Origin of the sequence: Flavobacterium sp. YO12 (assembly GCF_004119495.1) — a bacterium.
Classification (GTDB): Bacteria; Bacteroidota; Bacteroidia; order Flavobacteriales; family Flavobacteriaceae; genus Flavobacterium.
Genome location: NZ_NRQU01000019.1, coordinates 46,177 through 73,104 on the forward strand (window position 1 = coordinate 46,177; position 26,928 = coordinate 73,104).

Sequence of the window (26,928 nt, forward strand, 5' to 3'; positions counted from 1 at the left end):
GAACATGAATAGGATTTTAATTAAAAATGCAAAAATTGTAAACGAAGGGTCTATTTTTGATGGAGATGTTTTTATAGAAAACGACATGATTGTTGAAGTCGCTGATAGTATCAGTTTAAAATCATCTGATTGTATTGTTGTAGATGCCGAAGGAAGTTATTTAATACCGGGCGCAATCGATGATCAAGTTCATTTTAGAGAACCAGGTTTAACGCATAAAGGCGATATTGAATCAGAATCAAGAGCTGCGGTTGCGGGAGGAATTACTTCTTTTATCGAACAGCCAAATACAGTTCCAAATGCCGTTACACAAGAAATATTAGAAGATAAATATCAAATCGCTGCTCAAAAATCATATGCGAACTATTCGTTTATGATGGGAGCTACTAACGATAACTTAGAAGAGGTTTTAAAAACGAATCCTAAAAATGTTGCTGGAATTAAGATATTTCTAGGTTCTTCAACAGGAAATATGCTGGTTGACAAAGAAGAAACTTTAGAAAAAATTTTCTCAAGCACACCAATGTTAATCGCTGTGCATTGCGAAGATGAAACTACTATTCAAAATAACTTAGCAGAGTTCAAAGAAAAATATGGTGAAGATGTTCCGGTAACAGCGCATAATTTAATTAGAAGTGCTGAAGCTTGTTATATTTCGTCTTCAAAAGCCGTGGCTTTGGCAAAAAGAACTGGAGCGCGTTTGCATATTTTTCATTTATCGACAGCAAAAGAAATGGAATTGTTTACAAACAAAATTCCATTAGAAGATAAAAAAATTACTGCTGAGGTTTGTGTGCATCATCTTTGGTTTACCGATGAAGATTATAAAACAAAAGGAAATTTCATTAAATGGAATCCTGCTGTAAAAACCGAAAGTGATAGAAAAGCACTTTGGGAAGCTTTGAATGATGGTAGAATTGATGTTATTGCAACAGATCATGCTCCTCATACAAAAGAAGAAAAATTACAATCTTATTTAAAAGCACCTTCTGGAGGTCCGCTTGTGCAGCATGCCGTTGTAGCAATGTTCGAAGCGCATCATCAAGGTAAAATAAGCGTAGAGAAAATTGTAGAAAAAATGTGTCATAATCCTGCAAAAATCTTTAAAATTGAAAAAAGAGGTTTTATTAAAGAGGGTTATTATGCTGACTTGGTAATTGTAAATCCGAGTTTGCCTTGGAGTGTAAATCAAGATAATATCTTATATAAATGCGGTTGGTCTCCTTTTGAAGGCACAGCTTTTAAATCGAGAATTACGTACACTTTTGTAAATGGTGAAATGGTTTACAATAACTTTAAAGTAAAAGATATCCGTGCTGGAAAACGTTTATTGTTTGATAGATAAAAAGACGAAATGAAAAATTGTTTTGTAATAGTATTGGTTATATTTCTTTCTGTAAGTTGTAAAAGAGAGGTTGTAAAACAGCCTGCTAAACTTATTGAGAAAGATAAAATGATTGATATTATGTATGATTTGTCTCTTCTGGAAGCAATGAAATATCAAAATCCAATTTCGTTAGATTCTACAGAAACAAATCCAACGAAGTTTATTTTAAAGAAATACAAAGTAGACAGTCTTCAATTTGCTCAAAATAATATGTATTATGCTGCAGATTATGAGAACTACAAAGAGATGTTTGATGAGGTTGGAAAACGATTAGCAAAAAATCAAAGAGACACAGATTCGATCGTTAAAATTGAAGAGAAAAAAGCGATGAAAGCGGTGAATCTTAAGGATAAAGAAAAACCTAAAGATTCGATTAAAAAGACAAAGAGTCAAATAAATCTTGACTCGATAAGACGACAAATGAAACCGCAGCCAAAAAAATAATTCTATAGTTTAGAAATATCCTTTACATATTGATGTACATCTGTAAAAACCGTTCCTAGAGCGGTTTTTATTTTTTCATTTGAATACAAATTTTTAGAATAAGAAGCTTTTGCAGTTGCTTTTGTCAGGCGTCTTTTTTGAAAAAACAGAGTTGAAAATATTCCGTCAGCCATCCATAGGAAATTCATAAATAAAGGTTTTGCATGACGGCTTGGTTTTTTTACTTTCAAAACCTCGGCAATTGTATCAAGAATATCTTTAAAAACAATATTATCAGCTATTAAAGTAAAACGCTCATTTTTAATTTCACTATGCATTAATTGACGAGAAATTTTTACAACATCGTCAACGGTAATAAAACCAGTGCTTCCAAGAGTGTAAAACGAAAGACCATTAGCAACTTTTAAGTACAATTCGGCGCTTCCCTGCTGTTTGTTTTTTGTTTTCGGAATTGGTCCTAAAATTACACCGGGATTTACAATTATAACATCCAAACCTTCTTGATGAGCGCGCCATACTTCCATTTCAGAACCGTATTTAGAAATAGAGTAATCGCTGTGTGGTTTTTCAGGATTCCAGTCTGTTTCCTCAGTAATATAAGTTTCGTGCGATGCCAAATCGCCAAGTGCAGCAATAGAACTTACAAAGCAAAATTTCTTTATACCTAGTGCAATCGAAAAATTAACCATATTAGCAGTTCCTTCGATGTTTATTTTTCGAAGTGCTTCTTCGTCTTTTGGGTCAAATGAAATTAAAGCGGCGCAGTGGTAAACGTAATCAATATCAATAAAAGCAGTTTCTAAAGAAGGAACATCCAAAATATCGGCTTCAAGCCATTCTATTTTTTCAAATAAAGCTTCTTTTTTATAAAGTTCAAAAATCGATTTTGCTTTTTGAATGTTGTTTTTGGTTCTGTAAATTGCCCGAACATTTTCTCCATTTTCGATTAAATGAAGCAATAAATGTGAGCCTACTAAACCTGTTCCGCCAGTTACTAATACCATTTTGTAAATATAAGTTTTTGTTGGAAAGGTGCAAAGCTGCAGAGAGACAAAGTTGCAAAGGTTTTTTGCAAAGGTTCAAAGTTGTAGAGGAACAAAGTTGCAAAGGTTTTTTGGTTTTTGCCGCAAAGGCGCAAAGTTTTGATTTTTTTGAAATAATATTTGTGTCTTAGCGCCTTAGTGGCATAAGTTTTTGCCATTGCGATTACCATTGATTATATTTGCGCAAAATATTTTAAAAATGAAGAATCTAGTTGAAGAATTAAAGTGGCGCGGTTTGTACCATGATAGCATGCCAGGAACGGAAGAACAATTGCTAAAAGAGGTAACTTCGGCATATATTGGTTTTGATCCAACAGCAGATTCACTGCATATAGGCAGTATGGTTCAGATTATTTTATTGGTTCATTTAAAGAATTTTGGTCATCAGCCAATCGCTCTTGTGGGCGGCGCGACTGGAATGATTGGTGATCCTTCTGGAAAATCTGACGAAAGAAATTTGTTGAACGAAGAGGCTTTGGCTAAAAACGTTGCCGGAATTAAAAGTGTTCTGTCTCGTTTCCTAGACTTTAATTCAAAAGAAGCAAATGCTCCAGTAATGGTAAATAACTATGACTGGATGAAAGAATTCTCGTTTATTGATTTTGCTCGTGAAGTTGGAAAACGTATCACGGTAAATTATATGATGGCGAAGGATTCTGTTAAAAAGAGATTTAGCGGAGAAGGTGAAGGAATGTCTTTTACCGAATTTACATATCAATTAATTCAAGGGTACGATTTTTATCATTTGTATAAAAACAACAATTGCGTTTTGCAAATGGGAGGTTCTGACCAATGGGGAAATATTACTACAGGTACAGAATTAGTGCGCAGAATGGGTGGAGAAGGAGCAAAGGCTTTTGCTTTGACAACACCTTTAATTACAAAAGCAGACGGATCTAAATTTGGAAAATCTGAAGGTGGAAATGTTTGGTTAGATGCTGATAAAACTTCGGTATATAAGTTTTACCAATTTTGGGTAAATTCAACTGATGTTGATGCTGAAAAATACATTAAAATCTTTACATTCTTAGACAAAGAAACTATTGAGGCTTTAATTGCTGAGCATCAAACGGCGCCGCATTTAAGAATCTTGCAAAAGAAATTGGCGGAAGAAATCACGATTTTTGTTCATAGTAAAGAAGAATTAGAAAAAGCGATTCAGGCTTCGAATATTTTGTTTGGAAATTCTACTGCTGATGATTTGAAAAAATTAGATGAAGTGACTTTCTTAGAAGTTTTTGATGGAGTGCCGCAAGCTGAAATTGCACAAGCTGATTTGGAAAACGGATTAGATATTGTAACGGTTTTAAACGAAAAAACAGGTTTCTTTAAATCAAACGGAGAAGCTAGACGCGCGTTGACTGCTAACTCTATTTCTGTAAACAGAGAAAAAATAAAAGAAGATTTTGTATTAACTGCAAATGATTTGATTAACAATCAATTTGTGTTATTACAAAGTGGAAAGAAAAACTATTTTGTGATTAGAGTGGTCTAAATGGTTTAACTGTTTAATCGGTTAATTGTTTAATCGAGTTTTATGCTGATTAAACGATTTAACAAATCAACGATTAAACATTAAAGCACCATCAAATTACAGCCACGAATATCAGAATTATCAAAACGTCCCAATACCTCGAAAGAGTTGTTGGGATTTTTTTTGCCTAAATCCTGCGTTGCAATAAAAGAACAAGAATTGATATTGGCTAAATCAATAACGTTGATTCCGCCGGTTTTTCCGTCTTTTATATATGTCAAAGCATCTTCTGGATCGCGAACTAAAATATGCATCCAAGAAGGGCATTCAAATACACCTTCGCCTAAAGAATAAGCTTGCGCTAAAAGTTCTGTCATTCCGTATTCTGAATGAATTGCATTTACACCAAATCCTTTACAGAGTTGTTCGTGTAGTTCTTCGCGAATCATTTCTTTGCGTTTTCCTTTCATTCCTCCAGTTTCCATAATAATGGTATTTTGAAGGTTGAATTGGTGTTTTTCTATTAAATCTAACAAAGCATAAGTAACACCAATTAAAATTACGTTTTGACCTGATTCGTCAAGTTCAGTCAGTTTTTTAATTAAGTCGTCGTGATTGTGCAGATAAAACCCGCTTTCAGGCTGATTGGATAGTTTTATTAAGTCTTCGACCATATAAATAAGCGAAGATCCCTCGCGCTCTAAATAGGACGGTAAAAGGGCTAAAACAACATAATCTTCGATATTGCCATAGAATTGAGAAAATCCTTTTCGGTAACTTTCTTCATAAAGAGAAACATCAGTTACCAAATGCCTGCTGGTAATCATTCCAGTCGTACCGCTGCTGGTAAAAGTAACTTCGGCAGGATTGGTGTTTGATACTACGTCATGGCTTTTAAAAAACTGAATAGGTAAAAATGGAATTTGTGCCAATGTTTTTACCTGCTGTACATTTGTTTTAAGGAAATCACAAAAATCACGATATACTGGATTGTTTTCATATTGAAAGCGAAACACTTTTAGTGCTGTTTTTTCAAATTGCTTATGGCTGGAAATCGTAAATATATCGCTGGCTGTAATCAAAACTTTTTTTGTGCAAAGATATTTATTTTTTGGCGTTCAGTGTTGCCTTTTTTAGTTTCAGTATTCTTAAGTATCAAATTTCGTAAACGATAATGAGGCTAAATACTAAAAAGCGGAACACCGTAAACACAAAAAAAGCTCCATAAGAGCTTTTTTGTTTTATCGAATAATGAGCTTTCGGGTTGCCGTAGCATTTTGCTCGCTTATTTTTATAATGTAAACGCCTGGGACAAGATCTGAAACGTTTAGTTCTTTTGAGCTTAGATGCGTTTGTAATACTCTTTTTCCTAAGATGTCAAAAATGATGATTTCTTTTTCTAAATCATTTTTTGAGGTAATATATACTTTTCCATTGACCACTGGGTTAGGGTACAAGCTGAGACCCTCAATTCCTACGGACTCTTGAGTTTTTGGTAATTGCTTACTGTCTTGTGCTGAAACACTTACAGTAAAGAAAAAAGCCAATAAAAAAATAATATAAAAGTAGTTTTTTGCCATCGCATTTATTTGGATGAGTAAATATACAAAAAAAATTACAAAAACTAAGCCAAAAAAAACATCCTAAATTATTAGGATGTTTTTAACATTTTATATTTTAACTAATTAGAAACCTACTGACCATCCAGCAGCCCATGTTGGTTTAGCAATACCGTTTCCAGCTCCAGTTGCAGCTGCAGATTCAGTAATTACACCAGTAACACTAGCAGAAGTTCCATCTGTTTTCTTTCCTTTAGTTTTTGCAGGTACATCAGCAAGGAATAAGATGTTTGATACTTTTAAATCTGTACCAACGAAAGCGATAGTTTCATCGTTTTCAACATCAACACCAGTTGCCCAAGCACTAACTACTACGTTAGAGATTTTAGCTTTAGTTCCTCTTCTTAATTTGATAGCTTGATTTTCAGCAAAGTTAGCTGTAGCAGCAGTACTTCCAGGTCCAACAAGAGTTAAGTTTGTGATTGTTGGGTTAGAGATTGGAGCAAATGCATATCCAAATTCGAAGTTATCAGCTTCAATTCCTCTGTTTCCTTTTCCGAAATCTAATTTACCATACCAGTTTTCGTTTGTTCCGCTCCAACCTTCAGTCCAGTCAAATTGGTCATCCTCGTTACCGATAGAGATTAAGTTTTTTGTATTTACAGTTCCTCCGAAGAATTCGAAACCATCATCAGCACCGTAGTAAGCTTGTACGTTTTCTACAATTGTACCTGAACCAACTCCAAAGAATGAAAGTCCGTTGAATTCTTTTTCAGTATTGAAAGCAGCACCAGCGTACTCAATTCTTAAATATTTAATAGAACCAGAATTATCATTAGCAACAGTTCCACCATAAGTCAACTCAGCAACCTCAGATGTTGCAGTAGTAGTTTTACCATTATCACGGTTGATTGGCGCTTTTCCACAAATTACTAATCCACCCCATTTACCAGCAGCTTTAGTTGAAGCAGTCATTACAACTGGTTTGTCAGCTGTACCGTTTACGTTGATTTTACCACCTTGAGCAACTGCGATATAAGAAGCAGTTCCTCCTGTTCCTTCAATTGTTGTTCCAGCAGGAATTGTCAAAGTAGCACCATTTTCTACTCTTATTCCTCCAGTCAATTTGTACGTTTTAGTAGGATCAAGAATTACTTCGCCATCAGTAATTTTTCCTTGAAAATTAGCAGGATCTGCCGTAAACGAAGAACTTGGTTTTTTTTCGTCATCATTAGAAGAACAGCTTGTAAGCAAAACTCCTGATAAAGCAAAAACTGTAACGAAATTTAAAATTGATTTTTTCATAATCGTTTTAATAATTTTTTTGTGTGTTTAATTTCTTGTTGCAAAGATGGATTAGAAATCTTTTTTAGATGTTAAGCAAGTGTGATTGTTAGTTTAATAAAAAGCAGCTTTTATATTAACTAAATGTTAACGACTTAACACGTTGTTTATAGTTGAAAATGCGCAAAAAAAAGACAGCTCTAAAGCTGTCTTTTACTAATTAAACGGTATGTTTTATTTAAAATTCATAGCTAAATTGTAAGCTTAGGTTTAACCCTTTTTTGTAGCTCAAAATGTCAACATCTCCAGATTGATTTTCCTGAACTCTTTTTATAGTTGGATCAAGCATGTTTTTTACAACTAAACCAAGGCTGTAGTTTTTGTTTAGTTTTGATTTTGCAATGAAGTCTAATGAACCAGCAGCTTTGTCAACTAAATCACCTTTTTCTAAAGTACCAATTGCATTAACACGGTCAGAGAAATAAGTATAAGCTAAAGTTGTTGTTAAGTTGCTTTTTTTATCATTCCATTCATTGAAGAAAGATAAGTCAGCATTTAATAACAAAGGAGAAGCTCCTGTAAATTTACCAGTTGTATTAGTAAAAGTAGTTGGACGAGTTCCTTGTGTTTCTTCTTGAACTTTTTCGTTGTTTAATTCTTGTTTGCTATACAAATATGATACGTTGATTCCTCCAGTTAATTTTTTAGTGTTTTCACTGTCAAAAGTAAAAAGTGTTTTCTTGTATTCTAATTCAGCACCTGCTACATAACCATAATCTCCAGAGTTTACGTAAGAGATATCATTTGTAGAAGAGTTGATAACCACCTCGTTGATTGGGTTTAAGATGTATTTTCCGAAACCTGTTACAGAAAGAACTTCGTCGCTGTTAGGGAAAATTTCCCATTTTAAGTCAAAGTTGTAATCATCTGAAGCGTATAAAAATGGGTTACCAATTTTTGCTTGTAAAAATTCCTCATAGATAAAAGGAGATCTTTCCTTGAACTGTGGAAGTGTATATGTTTTACTGAATCCAAAACGTAAATTTTGTTTTTCGTTAAGTTCGTATTTTAATACCAAACTTGGCAAGAAAGCTGTTTTTTCTAGTTTGTCGCTTCCTCCAGCAGGATCCAATTGTGTACTCCAGTCAACATTTTGTATGATAACTTCAGCTCTTAATCCTAAAACTGCAGTTAATTTGTTGAATTTGTATTCAGTATTTAAAAAACCGCCATTGATAGTCAAATCACCGCTGTATGTTTGTGGATCAAGTGCGTTTGGAACTTCTGGTCCTCCACGGAAAGTTGAAATCGTAAAGAAGTTGTTGTCTAGATTTTGTTGGTTATAGAATAAATCCAGGTTGTTAGGATCTACGATATCACCTGTATGAGAAACAGGGAATGTTGTAGTTTTAAAGTTGAATTGAGTTGCCTCGAAATCTCTGTTTTTGAATCTTCCATTGTAACCTGCAGTAAATTTTCCTCTATAATCTCCATCATCATTTTTGCTGAATTTGTAGTTTACAGATAAATTTGCCGCCAATTCGTTTTCTTTTAATGTTTGGAAATAACGGTGGTTATTTGGAGCAGATTGAGAGTTAATTACATAACCGCCGTCAACAAGATTCATTGTATTGTATGTTCTGTCTGGAATATCTTGTTTTACAGTATTAAAAGAACCTCCCCAGTTCAAAGTGCTTCTTTCGCTCAATTTATGTTCTCCCAATAATTGGTTTACCCATAAAGCTGATTTCTCATATTCATTTCTGCGGATGTAACCGTTTCCTTCGTTTGCTAAGTCAACAATGTATCCTCTTGATTCTTCTTTTCTTTGTGAAGACGTGTTGATGTACAAACTATTGAAGTTAATTTTGTTTCTGTTGTTGATTTTGTAACCAACATTAAACATTCCAGTAGTATTGGTATTGTATGAAAGATAGTTGTAATCTAGATCTTTTCCGGCAACACCCGCAGCATTAACACTTCCTCTTGCAATACCTTGTGTTCTTGAAGCATATTCATTTGTGAAAGATGCAGTTCCGAAGATGTTGATTTTTCCTGCTTCACCAACATTATAAGAATCACCACCCGAAATTCCGAAAGAACCTCCAATTGGTGTTTTTTTGTCGAATTGTAAAGTACCGTAATTGTATTGCGTTAAAGGATTGCTTGGAATTTCAGCTTTACTGAATCCAAAAGCGTTTGGTCCTTTTTGTAAAGTAAAATTGTTTTCTCCAAGAGCATTCGTATTGCCTTTAGATTCTAAATCAATTTTGAAGAACCCGTTTCCTTTGTAATCTTTTGAAACGATATCAACATTTCCTCCAGCGAAATCTCCAAAGAATTTTCCGTTGTATACTTTGTCGATAGAAACGTACTCGATAATGTCTGTTGAGAAAATATCTAAGTTGATGTTTTTCTTTTCTGGATCGTTTGAAGGAATTGGAAGTCCATTCATTGTTGTAGAGTTGTAACGGTCTCCCAAACCTCTCACAAAAATGTTATTTGTTCCTTCTTGTTTTGTAATACCAGTAGTTTTTACAACTGCATTTGCAACATCACTTACTCCTTTTTTAGAAAGTTCTTGTGCACCAATTGCTTGTTTAATGTCGACAGCATTTTTTTGTTCCAGTAAAAGAGCAGTTTCTTTTTGTCTGTTTACTGCAGCCGATTTTACCACTACATCTTTAAGAGTGAAACTTCCCGAAGAAAGCGCTTGATTAACCACTACAGTTTCGTTTGCTTTTACCGCAACTGGAGTTTCTTTAGATTCATATCCTAAAAAACTATAAATAACGATATAATTTCCTGGATTTACGCTTAACGAATATTTTCCGTCAACGTCAGTATTTACGCTAATGTTTGTACCTTTAATTAAAACATTTGCAAAAGGTAAGGCTTCGTTGTTCATTTCTTTGTCGGTTAAAACGCCAGAAATCGTACCTTTGTTTTGTGCGATCGAAATCGTACAGATAAATAATGCAATAAATAGAAATTTTAAATTGAATTTCATTTCAGTGTTGTGTTTGATTTATTTTTGTGCAAAGAAATAACTGGGCTGTGAAGTCGATGTTACGAACTTGTTATGTTTTTGTGTGCTAAAGATTATCAAATTGTTACCAGATTAAATTACCGTTAACAGCAATTTTTAACGATTCATTTATTACTATATTTACCCTGTGAAATAAAAAACATCGGATATATATTAAAGAGAATTTGATGTAAAAATCTCAATTTTTGCTATTTATGAAAAAAACACAAACCAAGATTTTATTAGTTGACGACGAACCAGATATCTTAGAAATCGTTGGCTATAACCTTGCTCAAGAAGGCTATCAGATTGTTACAGCTTCTAACGGAAAAGATGCTATAGCAAAAGCTCAGAAAGAATTGCCAGAATTAATTATTATGGACGTGATGATGGCTGAAATGGATGGTATGGAAGCTTGTGAGCACATCAGAAAAATCCCCGAATTAAATAATGTTATCATAACATTTCTTACCGCAAGAAGTGAAGACTATTCGCAAGTAGCTGGTTTTGATGCTGGTGCTGATGATTATATTACGAAACCAATCAAACCAAAATTGTTAGTCTCAAAAGTAAAGGCTCTGTTAAGAAGGTTAAAAGAACAAGAAGTAGTTAGTGATACTATAAATGTTGGAGGAATCGAGATTAACCGCGAAGAGTATAAAATTATCAAAGGCAATGTAGAAATTGCACTTCCTAGAAAAGAATTCGAATTGTTTTATTTATTAGCTTCAAAACCAGGTAAAGTTTTTAAAAGAGATGAAATTCTTGATAAAGTCTGGGGGAACGAAGTGGTAGTTGGAGGAAGAACAATTGATGTTCATATTAGAAAACTACGCGAAAAAATAGGCGAAGATCTTTTTAAAACCATAAAAGGTGTAGGCTACAAATTTGAAGTTTAAGGATTCAATAGTAAGGAAACCATATAAGTGATATAAGCTCATTTAATTTCTGGTTTACCAATATTCACAATAATTATCTTTGTCAAAGTTCTGAACTTTGACAAAGATTTGCTTTTTTAAGTTCTTATGTAAATGCACACAATTAAGTTTTACTTTTAAATGAATTTATATCACTTATATGGTGAAAAAAATAATCCGTTAATGGTTCAATATTTTCAATGAAAATCAATTTTAAAAAAACATACAAATTTGCTGTAAAATCGGCATTATATATAAGTCTATTTGCAACAGGATTTGTACTCATATTGATGTCTTTATTTTATAAAGGTCAATTGAAACACCAAATTGCATTTGGAATAATTTTTTTAATCTCAATTTATATCTTCTCATTTCTGGTTTTACAATATCGTGTAGAACGTTTTATATATAGAAGAGTAAAAAAAATATACGATGAGGTTTCGCTGCTAGAATCAACAACACTTATCAATCAGCCCATAACGACTGATATGGAAACGCTGTCGCGAGAAGTGAAAAAGTTTGCGACAGATAAAAAGCTGGAAATCGAAATGCTCGAAATTCGAGAGCAATACCGAAGAGAGTTTCTAGGAAACGTTTCGCACGAATTAAAAACACCATTATTTACCGTTCAAGGTTACGTTTCGACTTTGCTTGATGGAGCAATGGATGATAAAAATATTCGAAAAAAATATTTAAAACGTGCCGAAAAAGGAGTTGAACGATTAATTTACATTGTTGAAGATTTAGATATGATTACCAAATTAGAATCTGGTGATTTAAATTTGATGATTACTGATTTTGATATTGTAGAGCTCATTCATAATGTTTTCGATTTGTTAGAAATGAAAGCTGATAAAAAGAAAATTAAATTGGCTTTTGAAAGTAAAAATGTACAATCTGTTATTATTCGAGGTGATAAAGACAGGATTCAACAAGTTTTAGAAAATCTAATTGTAAACTCGATAAAATACGGAAAAGAAGGTGGTTTAACCGAAGTTGGTGTAGTTAATTTAACTAAGAGAAAAGTTTTAATACGCATAAGTGACAACGGAGAAGGAGTTGAGAAACAAAACATTCCAAGACTTTTTGAACGTTTCTATAGAGTTGATAAAAGCGGTACTCGATCTGAAGGAGGTTCTGGTTTAGGTTTGGCGATCGTAAAGCATATTATTGAGGCGCATAAAGAGAAAGTTTATGTAGAAAGTGAGTTCGGAATTGGTTCAGAATTCTCTTTTACGCTCGAAAAAGCGCTTAAGAACCAAAAAACTGACGTTAAAAAATTGTAATTGAGTTTTTGTCAAACGCCCTAAAACAAAGGTGTTTAACAATAAATCAACATACAGATTTAGTCCATAACAATAAATTTTTATTATAGTAACATCTGGTTAATGATTTCTTAACATAGGTGATACATCTTTGCATTCTGAAATTAAGGGATTAAAGAAAGAATGATAAAAAGAAAAATAATTGCAGTTTTATTACTGTTGACTTGGGTATCAAATGCACAAGATGTGAACAAGCAAGAAGTAAAAAACGAAGTAATTCGTATTTTAGACTCTATAAATAAAGCGAAACTGCCAGATACTAAGTCAGGTGTAAGCGGCGAGGAACACTGGTACGACAGAATCTCTTTAAGAGGTTATGCACAAATTAGATACAATGGTTTGTTCTCTACAAACGATAAAGTTTCCTGTGAACAATGTGATAAATCTTGGGGAACAACTTCTACAGCTCCAGACGCAAAAGCAAACAACGGACTTTTTATTCGTCGTGCGCGTTTAGTCTTTTCAGGACAGGTTCATCCTAACGTATTCTTCTATTTTCAACCTGATTTTGCGAGTTCTCCAAGTACTGGAATTCAGAATTTTGTACAAATTCGTGATTTGTATTTTGACCTTTCTTTTGATAAGAAAAAAGAATATCGTGTACGTGTTGGACAGAGTAAAATTCCGTATGGTTTCGAAAATATGCAGTCAAGTTCACAGCGTTTAGCTTTAGATCGTAACGATGCGATGAATAGTGCCATTTTGAATGAGCGTGATTTAGGTTTGTTTTTTTATTGGGCACCTGCTGAAATTAGAAAACGTTTCGAAATGCTTGTAAAAGATGGATTTAAAGGATCTGGTGATTATGGAGTTTTTGCTTTTGGAGTTTACAATGGGCAAATTGCAAATAAACTAGACGGTAACAGAGATTTAAATGTCGTAGCAAGAGTTACTTATCCTTTTGTTATCGGAAGTCAAATTATAGAGCCAGGAATTCAGGCTTATACAGGTAAATGGGCTTTTACAGGTGAAATTTCTCCGGGAGTAAAAGTTAACGATCCACAATATGTAAAAGACCAAAGAGTAGGAGCTACTTTTGTTTTGTATCCAAGACCTTTCGGAATCCAGGCAGAATATAATGTTGGTACAGGACCTCGTTACAATACTTTAACCAATACTGTTGATGAAACAGACTTAAATGGAGGCTATGTATTGATGAGTTATAAACTTGATTTTAAAAAGCAACATCTTTATCCTTTTGCAAAATTTCAATATTATGACGGAGGTAAGAAATATGAAAAAGACGCCAGAAGTTATGTTGTAAGAGATTACGAAATAGGCATCGAATGGCAGCCAATTAAAGCTTTCGAATTAACTGCCGAATATGTAATTGCCGATAGAACTTTTGAAGACAGCGCACTTCCAATAAACAGACAACAAGGAAATTTACTGCGACTGCAAGCTCAGTTCAATTTTTAAATAATTAGTCCTCAAAAACAGTAAATAGCGAATCCCAGTCTATTTCTTCATTAAATTGAGACAAACCCTTAAACGACTTTACTTTTGATAAATCATCAATCGTAAAGTCGTCTTGCATTGCATATGGCACAAGATTTTCTTCCTGAAGTTTTACCGCCAGATATTCCTGTTCGTATTGTCCCGGAGTTGGAATAAAGAAAGCTTTTTTGCCCAGTTTAGCCAAATCCATAACAGTTGTATAACCAGAACGACATAAAACAAAATCACTTTCATTAAAAGTCTGTTCTAATTGTTTAGAATTCATGAAGTTGTAATAAGTAACATTTCCAGCCTGCCATTTAGTTTGCGTTTTCTCTACAATTCCTTGTACAAAAACTACTTTTCCTTTGTAACCCGCTATTTCTTTTTGCAGCTTTTCGTCAAGATAAGTACGCTGCGGTTCCGGCCCTGATAAAATAATCATTAAATCGTATATTTTAGGCGTTTCCTTTTTACGCATTCTGCTCAAAGGGCCAATGTATTTAAGATTTAAATCATTGCTTTTAAGATGACCTAAATCGCCAGTAAGATTTGTTTTTTCATTTGAATCTGGAACCCAGCACTGCGAATATTTTTTTATAAAATACTGATGGCATTTACTCGTAAACCAAGTGGTGTTTCCAGTCATCACATTCAACTGATGCGTCATAAAAACAGAAGGCACTTTTTTACTAAAAACACCCAATCTATTATCAGAAATAATTCCGTCAATACCATGTTTTTTAATCCAGCCGTTCACCATTTTTTTCTCATCTAAAATAGCAGCAATCATCTTCGGAAGGTTTTTAATTAACTTCCATTTAAAGTTTTTACCATTTTTAGCATATTCAATGTGGTAAGAAGGCAGTTCCAGTGTTTGTATATAAGGAAATTCTTTTCGCAGCAAAGCCAGCGCAACACCATCAGAAGCAATAATAGGAATAAAATTGTTTTCCTGAAGCGCCTTAATAATTGGGATACATCTTGTGGCGTGGCCAAGTCCCCAGTTTAATGGAGCAACTAAAATTGTTTTGTTAGCAGAATAGTCAATGCTCATAGTTTAACGCTTTTTGCAAACGAAGATAAAGAAATATGTTTTTTATGTTATTTCGCACATATTACTAAATTATTAACTCAATATTTTATTTAAGGTTCTAAGAGGCTGAGGTACTAAGGGGCTGAGGTTTATTTTTTTAGTAAATAAAAAAGCCGAACATAAGTTCGGCTTCAAAGTCTCATATCTTAGTCCCTCAGAACCTCAGTACCTTAATCTTGAATATAGGTTTTATTCCCATTTTTGTTGATATAGTATTTACCGCCTCTTGGCCCTGTATATACTTTTTTACCATTGTATTCACCAGTAACCTTATCAGCTACTTTTGGTGCTTTTTCATTCGTTTCTTTTAAAGTTTTTGTCGCAGTTTTTTTAGTTGCGGTTGCATCTTTAGTCGCTGTTTTAGCTGCGGCATCAGCTTTTGCAGTCGTTTTCTTTACGTCAGCCTTTGTACTTTCAGCTTTTGCTGTTGTTTTTTTAGCAGCGCTTGCTGTTTCCTTTTTTGCTTTAGCTGTTTCCTTGTCTGCTGTTTTTTTAGCAGCGTCAGCAGTTTCTTTTTTCGCTTTAGCGGTTTCTTTATCTGCTGTGCTTTTAGTTTTTGCAGCTTTATCAGCTGTTTTCTTTGCGTCTGCGGTAGTTTTATCAGCTTTAGCCTTAGTTTTCTTTGCAGTCGTTTCAGTTTTACTTTTAGCCGCTTTAGTTACAGTTTCCTGAGCGTAAAAATTAGTAGATAAAACTACTATAAAACAGAGCAATAATAATTTTTTCATAAGATTTTAGTTTAAATAGTATTATAAAATTAAGCAATTAATTCTTATGTTTTTTGTTAACCGCTAAAAATATGCACGAAGCTGAACATTGCCTGTATGCACAGTAGATCCAGCCTCACTTTTACGTCCTTGATAGTTTAAATTTACATCTAAAAACTGTGTAATATTCTTTTGCAGAAGCAGTTTCCAAACCAAATTTTGTCCCGCTTGCAAACCTTCAAGCATTTGAAATCCTACTGATGAAAATTCATTGCCAGTAAACTTGTTTTCATAAAAAGAAAACTCACCATTTAAAGTTACTTTTTTCTCTCCCGCAAAAGAAAATGAAGTTCCCAGACGGTTTTGCATCAATGTTTCAAAATTGCCAATCTGATTTTCTTTGTTTTGAAATTCATAGAAAAAATCTAAACTGGTATTTCTTGAAAACAAATAGCTGATTTTTGGCGCAAGCTGATACCCTTTTAAATCGTAGTTTTTCTCTGCAAAATCTTTAGAAATCAAGTTGGTGCTTATTGTTTTTGTAAAGAAATTAAACAGCCAGCTTTTTTGATACAAATGCGTGTATTGCAATTGATGCGAATTGTTTTTGACATTTTGCGAGCCAATTGAAAGTAAACTTTTTCCGTTATTGATAAGATACGAATAAGTAACAGAATGTTTTTGTTTGCCTCGATTGTAAAACAAACTGTTTCTAAAACTCGAATTCAAACCCAGAATATTTTCATCAGAAGAATAAAAAGGATTCAACTCCAGCTCACCATCGCTTTTTACCTTTCGATCCATCATAAAAGAAGTTTGGTTGTAGAAACAAGATATAATTTTCTTTAACCCTTTTTCATTTTGCCATTGCAGCGGATTCAGTACAACAGATTGCGAGAATTTATTTTGATTGGTTTTGATGTAAACTCGATTTGGTAAAAAGATTCGGATAAACTTTGCTTGATCCGGAAAAGCCGCAATTTCAAATTCTTCCAGTTCCTGAATCCCATTACCATTATAATCATTCCAAGTATAAACACCTTGCCCCGCAGGAACCTCAATATATGTAAACTCTTGTTGAGCGATGGTTCCAGAACTCGTTTCATAAGCGCTGCTTATTTGCATAAATTGGTTGAAGAATCGATCATTATAAAGAATCCTAGAGTTTAAAGAAGGTTCGTTTTTTCGGTTAGAATCTGTAAAATCAAGATTTCGATAACTAGCATAAACCGCTAAATCAGTTTTTTTATTCTGAATTAGTTTCGACTTTAAATAGTAAGTCTGCGAGTTATTTACATGCCGCAAAAGACCATTTTGTAAACTGTCATTTATTCGCTGTAAAAACCCTAGTTCAACAAAAACCTTTGTACTGTCGCCGCGCCCAACAAAAGTACCATATTCAGAAAATCGCTGGCTTATCGCCGAAAACTGATTGCTAACCTTATCTTTTTCCTGATTATCTTCAAGCTGCATACTCGCTCCAATCCAGTTTTTGCCAAAATGATATTTAGTTCTAGTTTGATTTCTAATAAACTTTGAAGTCGATGTCGTTGCGTCACTATTTAAAAAACTGCCTTGATTCTCGATTGTCCAATTTTTAAATTTGAATAAAGCGGTCGTGGTATGGCGAGCTCCTGAATAACTTTCGGTAAAATCCAATTTCTCAAACTGATAAGTAAACAACCCGATATTAGAAGTCTCTTTTTTGGAAAACAAATCAAAGTTTAAGCCCGTAACCAATAAACTTTGGTTTCCTAAAAGAGCCGTGTTTAAGTTCCAATCCCTGTTAAATTCGATATTGTACAAACGCTCTACAGATCTAAAATCCTTTTGAACAAATTGATAATTGGCAAAACCATCTAAAGTCCAATTTCTTGTAGAAAGTCTTTTTTTAATATTGGTTTTAAAAGCAATGCCTTCGTTGTCCGAATCATCAATTGGAGAAAATAAATTTTTGTCGTTATTGCTCATGGCAATTTCAAAATCAACCAATGTTTTTTCGTCAGGATTATATTTTCCTAAAAAAGTCGCCACCTGAATTTTTATTGGCGCGACCAGTTGTACAATTGGTTCATAGTTTCCTTGCGGAGTACCATTTATGGGTGGAACATATTCATAAATTCGTTCGACAGAAGTATTATTTTGAATGATGTAATTTCCGAGATTATTACCTACAAGACTAAATTTTACATTGTATAAAACATCAGCAGGATTTTTTGAGTATTCATAATATTCTACAGAATTGACACTGTTTTTTTTGTACAATATTTTATTGTCAGCATAAGCATCTTCATATGCCGATGGCGCTTTCATTAAATTCTGATTGTCACCTGCCTGCGCTAAAACCTGCACCTGTTCTGTAGAAAGATTTTGCTGTAACGGCTGGTTTTTCATGTCATTTTCTGAGTATAAATAACCGCCAAAACTCCAGCTTTTGTTTTCGTGCGTTGCACCGGCATAAGTCACTAATCGATTGTAATTGCGTTCAGAATATTGATATTCAACATTGATACGCATTTCTGAAGTTATCGTAAAAAGAGAAGTAAAAACAATTTCACCCGCATTATAGTCAATTACATAATCGTTGTTTTCGCCTCTTTTAAGTAAAACACCGTTTACATAAACGCGCTCTGAACCTGAAATTACCAAAACATACAATTCGCCATTTTGTCCCTTAAGTTTATACGGCCCTTGATTTCCTTCCTGACCTGTAAAAGTACTTTTCGCATATTGGCCTTTTACAAACGAAACCGATGCAAAAATAGTAGTCTTACTTTTTTCGGTATCAAAATCGAAACTGGCCGAAAGTCCTTGAACTTTTTTGTTGAAACTCAAGAATTGTGTTTTCCGATTTTCTAGAAAAACATCACCCGCCCGAATGTTCCAATCATCAGTAAAAAGTTCCATGAAAATATTGTCAAACTGATCTAGTTTTTGAGAATAACCGCCATCTTGAAGCGGAATATTATTGTCTTGCAGCGATGCACGCAAACTAACTTTGTCGGATATTTTTCCGGTAATCTGTAAATCTAAATTAGAGTTTAAAACCGTATTTTGATTATTCCCAATTGTTACACCTCGAGTAATACTCCCAGAAGTATTTAAGCCGTCAAAAGGAGTGGTTTTTTTAATATTGGAATTGTCAATTTTGTATAATTTTTCAGTATCAATATCGTTGCTTACCACTTGACTGTCTTTGTAGAAGCCGTATTCTTTTGTCAGGAAATCAGGATAATTGAGATAATTGACAATTAAAGTATCCGAAACAGAAGTGAATTTTTCATTTAAAAGTAATGTCCCTTTTTGAAAATCGACTCTATAAAAAGTAGAGTCTATAGGTTGTTTTTTGGAATTTAAAATCTCAAAAAAACTGGAGTTTATGCTGAAAGGTTCGAGATGAATAGTGTCTTTTGCTACAATGATTTTTTTTGTTTTGTACAGCGATTCAGTTTCCTGAGCCTGAAGCCCAGAATACCAAAACAGTATCACAAAAAACAGTAGTTTTTTCAACATAAACACTTTAACTCTCAAAAAATCAAAAGTAGTATTTATAATCGGGAATTATTACGTTGAATATTACAGTTTGAATTGAATTAATTAAGGTAACGACCTAAGGTAATAAGAACAGCCATTATCGCTAATAATACAAAAACAGAATTAGGATTGGCGAAGTTCGTGGTCCAGCCAAACTCTTTAATTTTCTTTGGAGGAAAGATTCTTTTGTCTTCTGGGTTATAATAAAAAATACCCCAAATCCAATTATTAGGATCTTTGATCCATCTTTCTTTTGTTTCTTCTGAAGGCTCTTTGTCGTTTTCCATGACTTAGGAATATTTGATCTTGTTTAATGTTTTTCTGTTAGAGTTATAAAATTAGTTAAATATTTTCAGCTATAAGAATAATCGCATTTTCTATTAAAATTAAAAAAGAAAGAAACCGAAATCATTTTTTTTTAGCTTTGTCAGAATAAACAAATTTGAATAATGGATACTGGTAAAGAACTTTTATTTTTTTTAGTGCATTGGGGGCTTTCAACGGAATTATTTTGGCCATTTATTTTTTCTTTTTTACGAAGAAAAAGTATTTGACAAATTACTTTTTAGGAACACTTTTATTTGCACTGAGCATAAGAATAGCAAAGTCGGTATTTGTTTATTTTCATCCAGAACTGCCAAAATTGTACTTACAATTAGGACTTACCGCTTGTTTTTTTATTGGTCCATGTTTGTATTATTTTCTAAAATCTGCCGTTGATGAAGTTACTGTTTTACCTAAATCTTGGAAATTGACCCTTTTGTTTTGGGGAATTTTAATTGCAGTTGTTGGAATAGTATATCCATATAAAACGTATCCAGAACTTTGGGGTACTTATTTTATCAGAACTATTTATTTTCAATGGTTTGTTTATATCCTTTTTTCTGCTTTTACCATTAGAAACATTTTAAAGAAAATCATCAATATAAAAGAAAAAACAACTCCGGCGGAAATGTGGTTTGGAATGCTTTTTCTGGCGAATTTTTTATTGTTTCTTTTTTATTTTTTAGCAATTATGGGAGCCAGAGCCGCAGTTTATATTGGCGGAGCAGTTGTGTTTTCGTTTATTTTGTATTTGATAATTTCGATTCTTCTGTATCGAAAAAGAACAGATGATTTATTTTTATTGTACGGACAAAAAGCTTCGGGAAAGAAAATGGAAGAATCTGAAGCCGCTCTTTTACTTGAAAAACTCCAGAATAAAATGATAGAGAAAAGTTTGTATAAAAATGCAAATTTGAGTTTGCAGGATTTATCAAAAGAATTAAATGTGACGCCACATCAATTGTCTCAGTTTTTGAATAATAATCTGGGGAAGAATTTTACAAGTTATATAAATGAATTGAGAATAAATGAAGCTTGTATAATAATAAGGTCAAATGATAAATTGACTTTAGAATCTGTTGGTTATGATGTGGGTTTTAATTCGAAATCGACATTCTTCGCCGTCTTTAAAAAACATACAGGAACGACACCTTTAAATTATCAAATTCAAGCTTTACAGGCTTAACAGAAGTATTAATTTATAAATTCGTACTCCTGATTTCTCTTTCGGTTACCTCGTTTAGTGGTTTAGAGCTGACTTTTGTCCCTACAAAAAGTCAAATCTTAATCATTAAATTTTATGAGGTTTTTAATTCTGGTTCTCGTTTACCTATTTTGTTTTCTTTTTAATAGTGCTTTTTCGACAGCACAGTCTATTCAAAAAATTTCTGGAAAAGTAGTCAATCGAAATAACGAATTGATGATGGGAACAGCTGTTGTTTTGTCTGTTCATGATTCCCTAATTATAAAACAACAGGATTTTTTAGACGGAGTTTTTCAATTATCCGATATTAATCAAAAAGAAGTAATTTTAAAATTGACTTCAGCAGAATTTACAGACAAGCATTTGAATATAAACTATTCAGATGCCGAAAATATTGATTTGAGCTCGATTATAGTTTTAGAAAGTAACAATCAGTTAAACGAAGTAGTCGTAAAAAGTCAGCCGTCATTGCTTAAATATGGTGCAAACGGAACAATCGATGTTAATGTAGCAGGAACTGTTTTAGCAGCGAGCAGTTCTGTAAATGAATTGTTAGGGCGAGTTCCAAATGTGGTAGTTGCCGAAGGACAAATAAGCGTTTTGGGCAAAGGTGAAGCGATTATTTATCTCAACGGAATCTTGATAAATTATGAACGTTTTGCAGCGATTCCTGTTTCGCAGATTGCAAAAATTGAAGTAATTTCAAATCCATCAGCAAAGTACGATGCCGAAGGAAAAGCGGTTGTCAATATTATTACAAAACAAAACATCGAAAATGGTACAATGGGAACAGCAAGTCAGCATGTTACCGTTTCTAAATTTGCAGGAACAAGTACCAATACTCTTTTAGATTTTAATTATACCAAAGGTAAATTTTCTTTTATAACCAATTACGGATTACAATTGGGCAAAGGCAGGGAGTTGTTGTACACTACCAGAACACGTCCAGATCCAGATGTTTATATGAAGTCTGCTCTAACTACAGATTGGCAGAGGCAATTTAATAATTACTCCAATTTCGGAGCTGGAATTCAATATACTTTTTCGATGAATAGTTATATTTCACTGGCTTACAGTGGAAATATCGAAGATTTAGGCGGAGCAGTAAAAAGCAGAAATGCAATAACGAATAATTCTGGGAATAGTTTTTATGCTACAGATATTGCCAAAAATGATGTGCTGCTGAATCAGTTTATTAATTTGAATTATAATCTGATAACAGATACCAAAGGCTCGTCATTGTTTATAGGAACACAATATTCAAATTACAACGGAACAGTGAGGGATTTTATTGAAGAAAATAGTATTGTTGAGGAAACAGATGGTAAAAGATTTCTAAAAAATGATGTTGGAAGCACCATAAACATTGTAATGTCACAAGCCGATTATTCGAAAAAAATTAGTGATAAAACTAAACTGGAACTTGGAGCCAAATTTAGTTATGCCGCTATAAAATCTGGGACTGATTTTTTTATTGCTAATACCGATGATTTTGAATTGGACGATACTCTTTCAAGTGATTTTACATACAAGGAAAAGATTAGCGCAGCTTATTTTAATTTTGGAAGTATGCTGGGTGAAAAAGTAAATTTTTCTATTGGAGCAAGGGTAGAAAGCACAAGTTATGATTTGTATACGAATGCAAACGGGGTTCAGAAATTTGGTAAAGATTATGAGAATTTTTTTCCAAACCTACTTTTAAATTTTAATCTATCTGAAGACTGGAAAGCTCATTTTTCATATGTTTCCAGAATTACAAGACCTCGTTATCAAGCTTTAAACCCGTATGTTATTTATCAAGATCCATTTACGACAATAGAAGGAAACCCGAATTTGCTTCCTGAAAAAACGCACGCTTTTGAAATTGGTACAATGTATAAAAAGTTTGATTTTAAAATTGGGTACACATACAAAATTGACCCCATTTCGGGCGCTGCATTGCGGGGCGATACACCAAATAGTTATATTTTAAGGTCTTTAAATATCGAAAAAGAACATACTTTTTTTACCTCGCTTTCGAGATCTTTCAATGTGAAATGGTGGAATTCTACTAATACTGTGAGTATGAATTTAAGCAAATCAGTCGATAATTTTTATGAATATACCTTGGGTCCTGTTAAACCTCAAATTTATTTGTATTCAAATAATACTTTTACGATTCCTGACCTTTTCAAAATTCAATTATTAGCTTGGTATCTAGGTGATAAAAGTTACGGATTGCGAAGTGAAAACCCGCGCTCAACTGTAACGCTGGGTATCGAAAGAAACTTTTTTAAAGAGGCGCTAAGACTAAATTTTACGGCAAATGATATCTTTCATAAGTTTATGGTTTCCGGTGATTACGAAGTGGGGCAGACTCAAATTTATTACCACAGAACCTATACTACAAATTACTTTAAACTAATAGCAACGTATAGTTTCGGGAATTCAAAAAAGACAACTTACAAGAAATCTGAAATTGAGCAGACAGAGAATAATAGGGCGAGGTAGAGTTTATTTAATATGGTTTATTAGAAAAGGTTAAACTTTTATTTGCCAAATCATATTCTTCACTATTTTTTATTAGTCGGATTTTTTTTGTTGTGTTTGAAAATTGTCAAAAAAACTACTGCCATTACTGCTGCGCCGTAGAGTTCTGGTTCATATCGAGCATCAATTATTTTTTGAATGGAAAATCGTTCTCCTTTAAAGAAAAATATCCAAAACATTCCTAATAGAACTGTAGGACTATAAAGATACTTATTGAAAAAAATAACTGCTTTTTGAATTTTTAATTTCATGATTTGGCTTTTAATTGTTTTCTTTCCAGTATTCACTATAAAAATTATTCGTTTGCATTAGTTCCTCATGATTGCCAAACTGAGTTATAGTTTGATTTTCTAAAATATAAATAGTATCAGCAATAGCTTTTAATTTATTTAAGCGATGTGAAATGAATAATACTGCGCAGTCTAGTTTTATTTTTTGCAGTAATTTTAAAGTGAAATTTTCTGTTTTTCTATCCATAGCAGATGTTGCTTCATCCAAAATTAGGAACTGAGGTTTTTTGTATAAGGCTCGTGCCAAAGCAATAATTTGCTTTTGACCGCCGCTTAAATTTATGCCTTCTTCGCCAAGAATAGTTTCTAATCCTTGTGGCAGTTGATTGAAGAAATGTCCAAATTCATATTCTTTAATAAACTGCATTACATTTTCTGGCGTGTCTATCGTTCCAAGCAGGATGTTATCAATAACATTTCCGCTGAAAATGGTAATCTCTTGCGGAATGACTCCTAATAAATCTCTATAATTTTTAAGTTCAATTTCTTGAAGCTGCTGTTTGTTGTTTAAAATAATATTTCCATTTTCGAATGGGTAGAAACGCTGTAATATTTGCCCCAAAGTACTTTTTCCAGATCCGCTTTCGCCTACTATTGCAATAAATTTTCCTTTTTTGATTTCGATATTTACGCTATGGAAAAGTTCGCTTCGACCTGCAAACCGAAATGATAGATTTTGAATGGAAATAGTATTAATTTCAATAATTTTCAGCCCTTCTTCATTTTCTTTTTTAATGGATGCAAATTCATACATTCTGTTAAAAGCTATTTTTGCTTCGTTTATTGGAATCGAAATTAAAGCCAAACTTGCAATTGAAGGTAATAATGAGCCGACAATTCCTAAAACAGCCATTAATTCTCCAATTTTAATTTCTTTATTAAATACCTGAATAGAAGTATAGATTAAGATTCCAATAACAAATACTACGCTTGCCAAGCCAGATTGCCAAGATAAGCTAATGTTAATTTTTCCAAGGTTAACTATTTTTTCCTGATAGTTAGCGAAAATAAATTGATTTAATTGATTGAATACAGCTTGTTTATTGTCATTTTTAATAGTAGATATACCTTGAATTGTATTAATGAAATTACTTTCATTAATAGCTGAACTTTCCATTACTTCTTTTTGAGAAAGCATGATTTTTTTATTGTGACGATAGATTATAAAAAAGTAAACAGGCAGGCTGAGAATACAAATTATTCCCAACTTCAATGAATAAGTTAGTAAGAAAACAGATGAGATTATAACAGCAAGAATGTCTATAATTAATGTGTTAGCTAATATTTTGATGACATTTTGTACTCGTTGTGTATCGTTTAGTCTTGAGACAAGTTCTCCTGTTTTTCTAGTGTCAAAAAAGAATTTTGGAAGTTGAAGCAAGGACGAGAAAAATGTATTATTAATACGGCTATTAAAATCTCTAGATTGTCGAATTGTAAAATGCTGTCTTAAAACAGATATTCCAACACGAGCAGAAAGTAAAATAGCCAACAGGATAATTCCAGAAATTAATTTATTGATGTTGTTTGATGGAAGTATATCATCAATAAGTTTTTGAGAAAAAAGAGCCATTGCCAACCCTAAACCAGCAACAAAAACACCAAGCAGTATAGAAATCCAAATAAGTTTATAATCTTCTTTTAGTATATCTAAAAACCATTTTAATTGAATGTTTTTTTCTGCTTCTTCTGTAACGAAATTTTTATTTGGTTCTAAAGTCAGGCAAGATTTTGAAATCCAAACTTTGTCTAGTTCTTGGATTGATAAAACAGCAATTCCTTTCGCAGGATCTCCAATCAGAAATCCATCTTTTTCATTGTAGCCATAGCAAATGACATAATGGTTTAATCGATTATCAATTAAAGTATGTAAAATAAGGGGTTGTTTATGATCAATCAAAGCCTGCATATCAGCTTCACAGCCATCAGCATTAAAGCCTAATTGATTGGCTGCCTGGTACAATCCTAACATTGTTGTTCCTTGTTTGGTTGTACCGCTTAATTCTCTTATTTTTTCTAAAGAAGTATTGCCATTATAAAACTTTATGATAGATAATAAACATGCTGCGCCACAATCTGACTGATCGAGTTGTAAAGAATGGGTTTTACGGATGTGTTTTAAATTCATTGCGATTAGTCGATATTTAATTTTCTAATCAAAATGGCAGGGTTTATTTGGCCTTTTATTTTCTCGATTAAATTTTGATTTTTATCATATAATACTATGCTAGGCAATGAATTAACGTCAAAAGTAGCAGCGAATGAAACTTTGTTGTCATGTAAAAAACGGACATTATCATAAGCTGTTAATTGATGTTTTTTAGCAAATTTTTTAATTTGTAAAGGTTCTTCAAAGGATATAAAAATGAGCTGAACGTCCTTAAATTTTTCCATGTTTTTTTGTATCATTTGTGTTTCTGCATCACAGTAGTCACATTCAGTATTGAAATAGATAAAAATTGTTGCAATATCCTTTTTAAGATTTTCATTTGTAAAAGTTTCTCCATTTATGGTTTGATAAGAGAAATTGGGAATGGTTTTGATGTTTTGAAGAATTTCTTTTTTGTGGTTTATTTTGGATGTTATTTGATAACCAAGAAAGAATAGAGCACTGATAAATAGTAATGCAAAGATTATTTTTAATGATTTTTTCATTGTTTTTGTTTTCTATTTAAAAGTAGGGATATGATTAAGCAAACCATTGATATTGCTCCAAGTCCTGCTTGAATGTAATCTTATTTGTAGGAAAAATAGTTGACTGTGTAAATAATGATTATGCTACAGCAGATGATGAGAAAAAGTTTTTGAATTTTAGACATTTTAAGAATAGTTTAATGTAAAAAACATTACTGTTGCAACCCATAAAAATAGTGCTGGAACATAGCTTAAGCCTAGAATTTTTAGTCCTTGATCAGTATTAGTTTCTGTTAATTTGCCAATTTCAAAACCTAAGTAAATGACATAAAGAAGCTCAAACAAATTAATGACCTGAAATGGATAAATAAACCAGACTTCAAGCCTTTTGTAGCCTGTAATGTTTAATGCTGATAAAGGATAAAAATATTGAAGATCTTTCAGGTTATAGTTTGTTTGAAAACAACAAAACCAAACTATTTTAAAAATACTTACCAAAATAAAAATAAATTCTGCCTTTAAAACATAATGCCAAACTAAGTTAAAATTCATTTTTCTGCTATCAAACAGCATAATTCCAACGTAGATTACACTTGAAATTATCATTGTTTTTATTAAAGTGATAATTGGGACAATAATATAGTATAACCACTTAATTTTTTTCTGGACTTCAAGTATTCTTTCAATTTGTTGAGAGGTTAGATGTACTGTA

Annotated in this window: 21 protein-coding genes; 8 read left to right on the forward strand and 13 right to left on the reverse strand. The window is 32.8% G+C overall.

Features of this window, described 5'->3' with window-relative positions:
* Positions 1-4: 4 nt before the first annotated feature.
* Together BOW55_RS08480 and BOW55_RS08485 are read left to right on the forward strand one after the other, a co-directional pair.
* A complete protein-coding gene (locus tag BOW55_RS08480; RefSeq protein WP_129023765.1) occupies positions 5-1,345 on the forward strand; it encodes a dihydroorotase in 1,341 nt (446 codons plus the stop codon).
* 9 nt (positions 1,346-1,354) lie between these two features.
* Positions 1,355-1,831 carry a DUF4296 domain-containing protein gene (locus BOW55_RS08485; RefSeq protein WP_089054305.1) on the forward strand — a complete coding sequence of 159 codons (477 nt, stop codon included), beginning with the start codon at positions 1,355-1,357 and terminating at the stop codon, positions 1,829-1,831.
* Between the two features lie 2 nt (positions 1,832-1,833).
* Here the strand turns inward: BOW55_RS08485 and BOW55_RS08490 are convergent, their stop codons facing one another.
* Complete coding sequence (locus BOW55_RS08490) at positions 1,834-2,835, reverse strand: NAD-dependent epimerase/dehydratase family protein (protein WP_129023766.1); 1,002 nt, start codon at positions 2,833-2,835, stop codon at positions 1,834-1,836.
* Positions 2,836-3,073: 238 nt separating this feature from the next.
* Here BOW55_RS08490 and tyrS point away from each other — a divergent pair, with 238 nt between their 5' ends.
* The gene (gene tyrS / locus BOW55_RS08495; protein ID WP_129023767.1) at positions 3,074-4,369 is read left to right on the forward strand and encodes a tyrosine--tRNA ligase; all 1,296 of its coding nucleotides are present in this window, start codon (positions 3,074-3,076) and stop codon (positions 4,367-4,369) included.
* Between the two features lie 80 nt (positions 4,370-4,449).
* On the opposite strand, the gene BOW55_RS08500 is transcribed toward tyrS, so the two are convergent.
* The 4 genes from BOW55_RS08500 to BOW55_RS08515 all read right to left on the reverse strand — a co-directional run bounded on the left by BOW55_RS08500 (position 4,450) and on the right by BOW55_RS08515 (position 10,201).
* Positions 4,450-5,430: an acyl transferase gene (locus BOW55_RS08500; RefSeq protein WP_129023768.1), complete on the reverse strand. Its 981-nt coding sequence runs from the start codon at positions 5,428-5,430 to the stop codon at positions 4,450-4,452.
* Positions 5,431-5,589: 159 nt separating this feature from the next.
* A complete protein-coding gene (locus BOW55_RS08505) occupies positions 5,590-5,928 on the reverse strand; it encodes a T9SS type A sorting domain-containing protein (RefSeq protein ID WP_129023769.1) in 339 nt (112 codons plus the stop codon).
* Positions 5,929-6,033: 105 nt separating this feature from the next.
* Entirely contained in the window at positions 6,034-7,212 is a 1,179-nt protein-coding gene (locus tag BOW55_RS08510) for a hypothetical protein (protein ID WP_129023770.1), read from the reverse strand.
* A 217-nt stretch (positions 7,213-7,429) separates the two neighbouring features.
* Positions 7,430-10,201, reverse strand: a complete 2,772-nt coding sequence (locus BOW55_RS08515; protein WP_129023771.1) for a TonB-dependent receptor — start codon at positions 10,199-10,201, stop codon at positions 7,430-7,432.
* Between the two features lie 233 nt (positions 10,202-10,434).
* On the opposite strand from BOW55_RS08515, the gene BOW55_RS08520 reads away from it, so the two are divergent.
* The 3 genes from BOW55_RS08520 (at position 10,435) to BOW55_RS08530 (ending at position 13,880) form a co-directional block, all read left to right on the forward strand.
* Entirely contained in the window at positions 10,435-11,118 is a 684-nt protein-coding gene (locus tag BOW55_RS08520; protein WP_089054298.1) for a response regulator transcription factor, read from the forward strand.
* A 218-nt stretch (positions 11,119-11,336) separates the two neighbouring features.
* Positions 11,337-12,422, forward strand: coding sequence for a cell wall metabolism sensor histidine kinase WalK (locus BOW55_RS08525; protein WP_089058439.1), 1,086 nt, complete (start codon positions 11,337-11,339; stop codon positions 12,420-12,422).
* Between the two features lie 162 nt (positions 12,423-12,584).
* On the forward strand, positions 12,585-13,880 hold the full coding sequence (locus BOW55_RS08530) for a porin (protein ID WP_129023772.1): 1,296 nt from the start codon (positions 12,585-12,587) through the stop codon (positions 13,878-13,880).
* Positions 13,881-13,884: 4 nt separating this feature from the next.
* Here the strand turns inward: BOW55_RS08530 and BOW55_RS08535 are convergent, their stop codons facing one another.
* The 4 genes from BOW55_RS08535 to BOW55_RS08550 form a co-directional block, all read right to left on the reverse strand.
* Positions 13,885-14,955 (reverse strand): glycosyltransferase, encoded by a 1,071-nt coding sequence (locus BOW55_RS08535; RefSeq protein WP_129023773.1) that lies wholly within the window; start codon positions 14,953-14,955, stop codon positions 13,885-13,887.
* A 209-nt stretch (positions 14,956-15,164) separates the two neighbouring features.
* On the reverse strand, positions 15,165-15,722 hold the full coding sequence (locus BOW55_RS08540) for a hypothetical protein (RefSeq protein ID WP_129023774.1): 558 nt from the start codon (positions 15,720-15,722) through the stop codon (positions 15,165-15,167).
* 63 nt (positions 15,723-15,785) lie between these two features.
* Complete coding sequence (locus BOW55_RS08545; protein ID WP_129023775.1) at positions 15,786-19,214, reverse strand: hypothetical protein; 3,429 nt, start codon at positions 19,212-19,214, stop codon at positions 15,786-15,788.
* A gap of 80 nt (positions 19,215-19,294) precedes the next feature.
* Positions 19,295-19,522 carry a DUF5808 domain-containing protein gene (locus BOW55_RS08550; RefSeq protein ID WP_129023776.1) on the reverse strand — a complete coding sequence of 76 codons (228 nt, stop codon included), beginning with the start codon at positions 19,520-19,522 and terminating at the stop codon, positions 19,295-19,297.
* A 356-nt stretch (positions 19,523-19,878) separates the two neighbouring features.
* On the opposite strand from BOW55_RS08550, the gene BOW55_RS08555 reads away from it, so the two are divergent.
* Both BOW55_RS08555 and BOW55_RS08560 read left to right on the forward strand, forming a co-directional pair.
* The gene (locus BOW55_RS08555) at positions 19,879-20,745 is read left to right on the forward strand and encodes an AraC family transcriptional regulator (RefSeq protein WP_241686517.1); all 867 of its coding nucleotides are present in this window, start codon (positions 19,879-19,881) and stop codon (positions 20,743-20,745) included.
* Between the two features lie 114 nt (positions 20,746-20,859).
* On the forward strand, positions 20,860-23,253 hold the full coding sequence (locus tag BOW55_RS08560; RefSeq protein WP_129023777.1) for a TonB-dependent receptor domain-containing protein: 2,394 nt from the start codon (positions 20,860-20,862) through the stop codon (positions 23,251-23,253).
* Between the two features lie 62 nt (positions 23,254-23,315).
* On the opposite strand, the gene BOW55_RS08565 is transcribed toward BOW55_RS08560, so the two are convergent.
* The 4 genes from BOW55_RS08565 to BOW55_RS08580 form a co-directional block, all read right to left on the reverse strand.
* Entirely contained in the window at positions 23,316-23,543 is a 228-nt protein-coding gene (locus BOW55_RS08565; protein ID WP_129023778.1) for a hypothetical protein, read from the reverse strand.
* 10 nt (positions 23,544-23,553) lie between these two features.
* Positions 23,554-25,710 (reverse strand): peptidase domain-containing ABC transporter, encoded by a 2,157-nt coding sequence (locus BOW55_RS08570; protein ID WP_129023779.1) that lies wholly within the window; start codon positions 25,708-25,710, stop codon positions 23,554-23,556.
* 5 nt (positions 25,711-25,715) lie between these two features.
* Positions 25,716-26,237, reverse strand: a complete 522-nt coding sequence (locus tag BOW55_RS08575; protein ID WP_129023780.1) for a redoxin domain-containing protein — start codon at positions 26,235-26,237, stop codon at positions 25,716-25,718.
* Positions 26,238-26,402: 165 nt separating this feature from the next.
* The coding region (locus BOW55_RS08580) for a hypothetical protein (RefSeq protein WP_206733596.1) at positions 26,403-26,928 on the reverse strand (526 nt) is incomplete at its 5' end.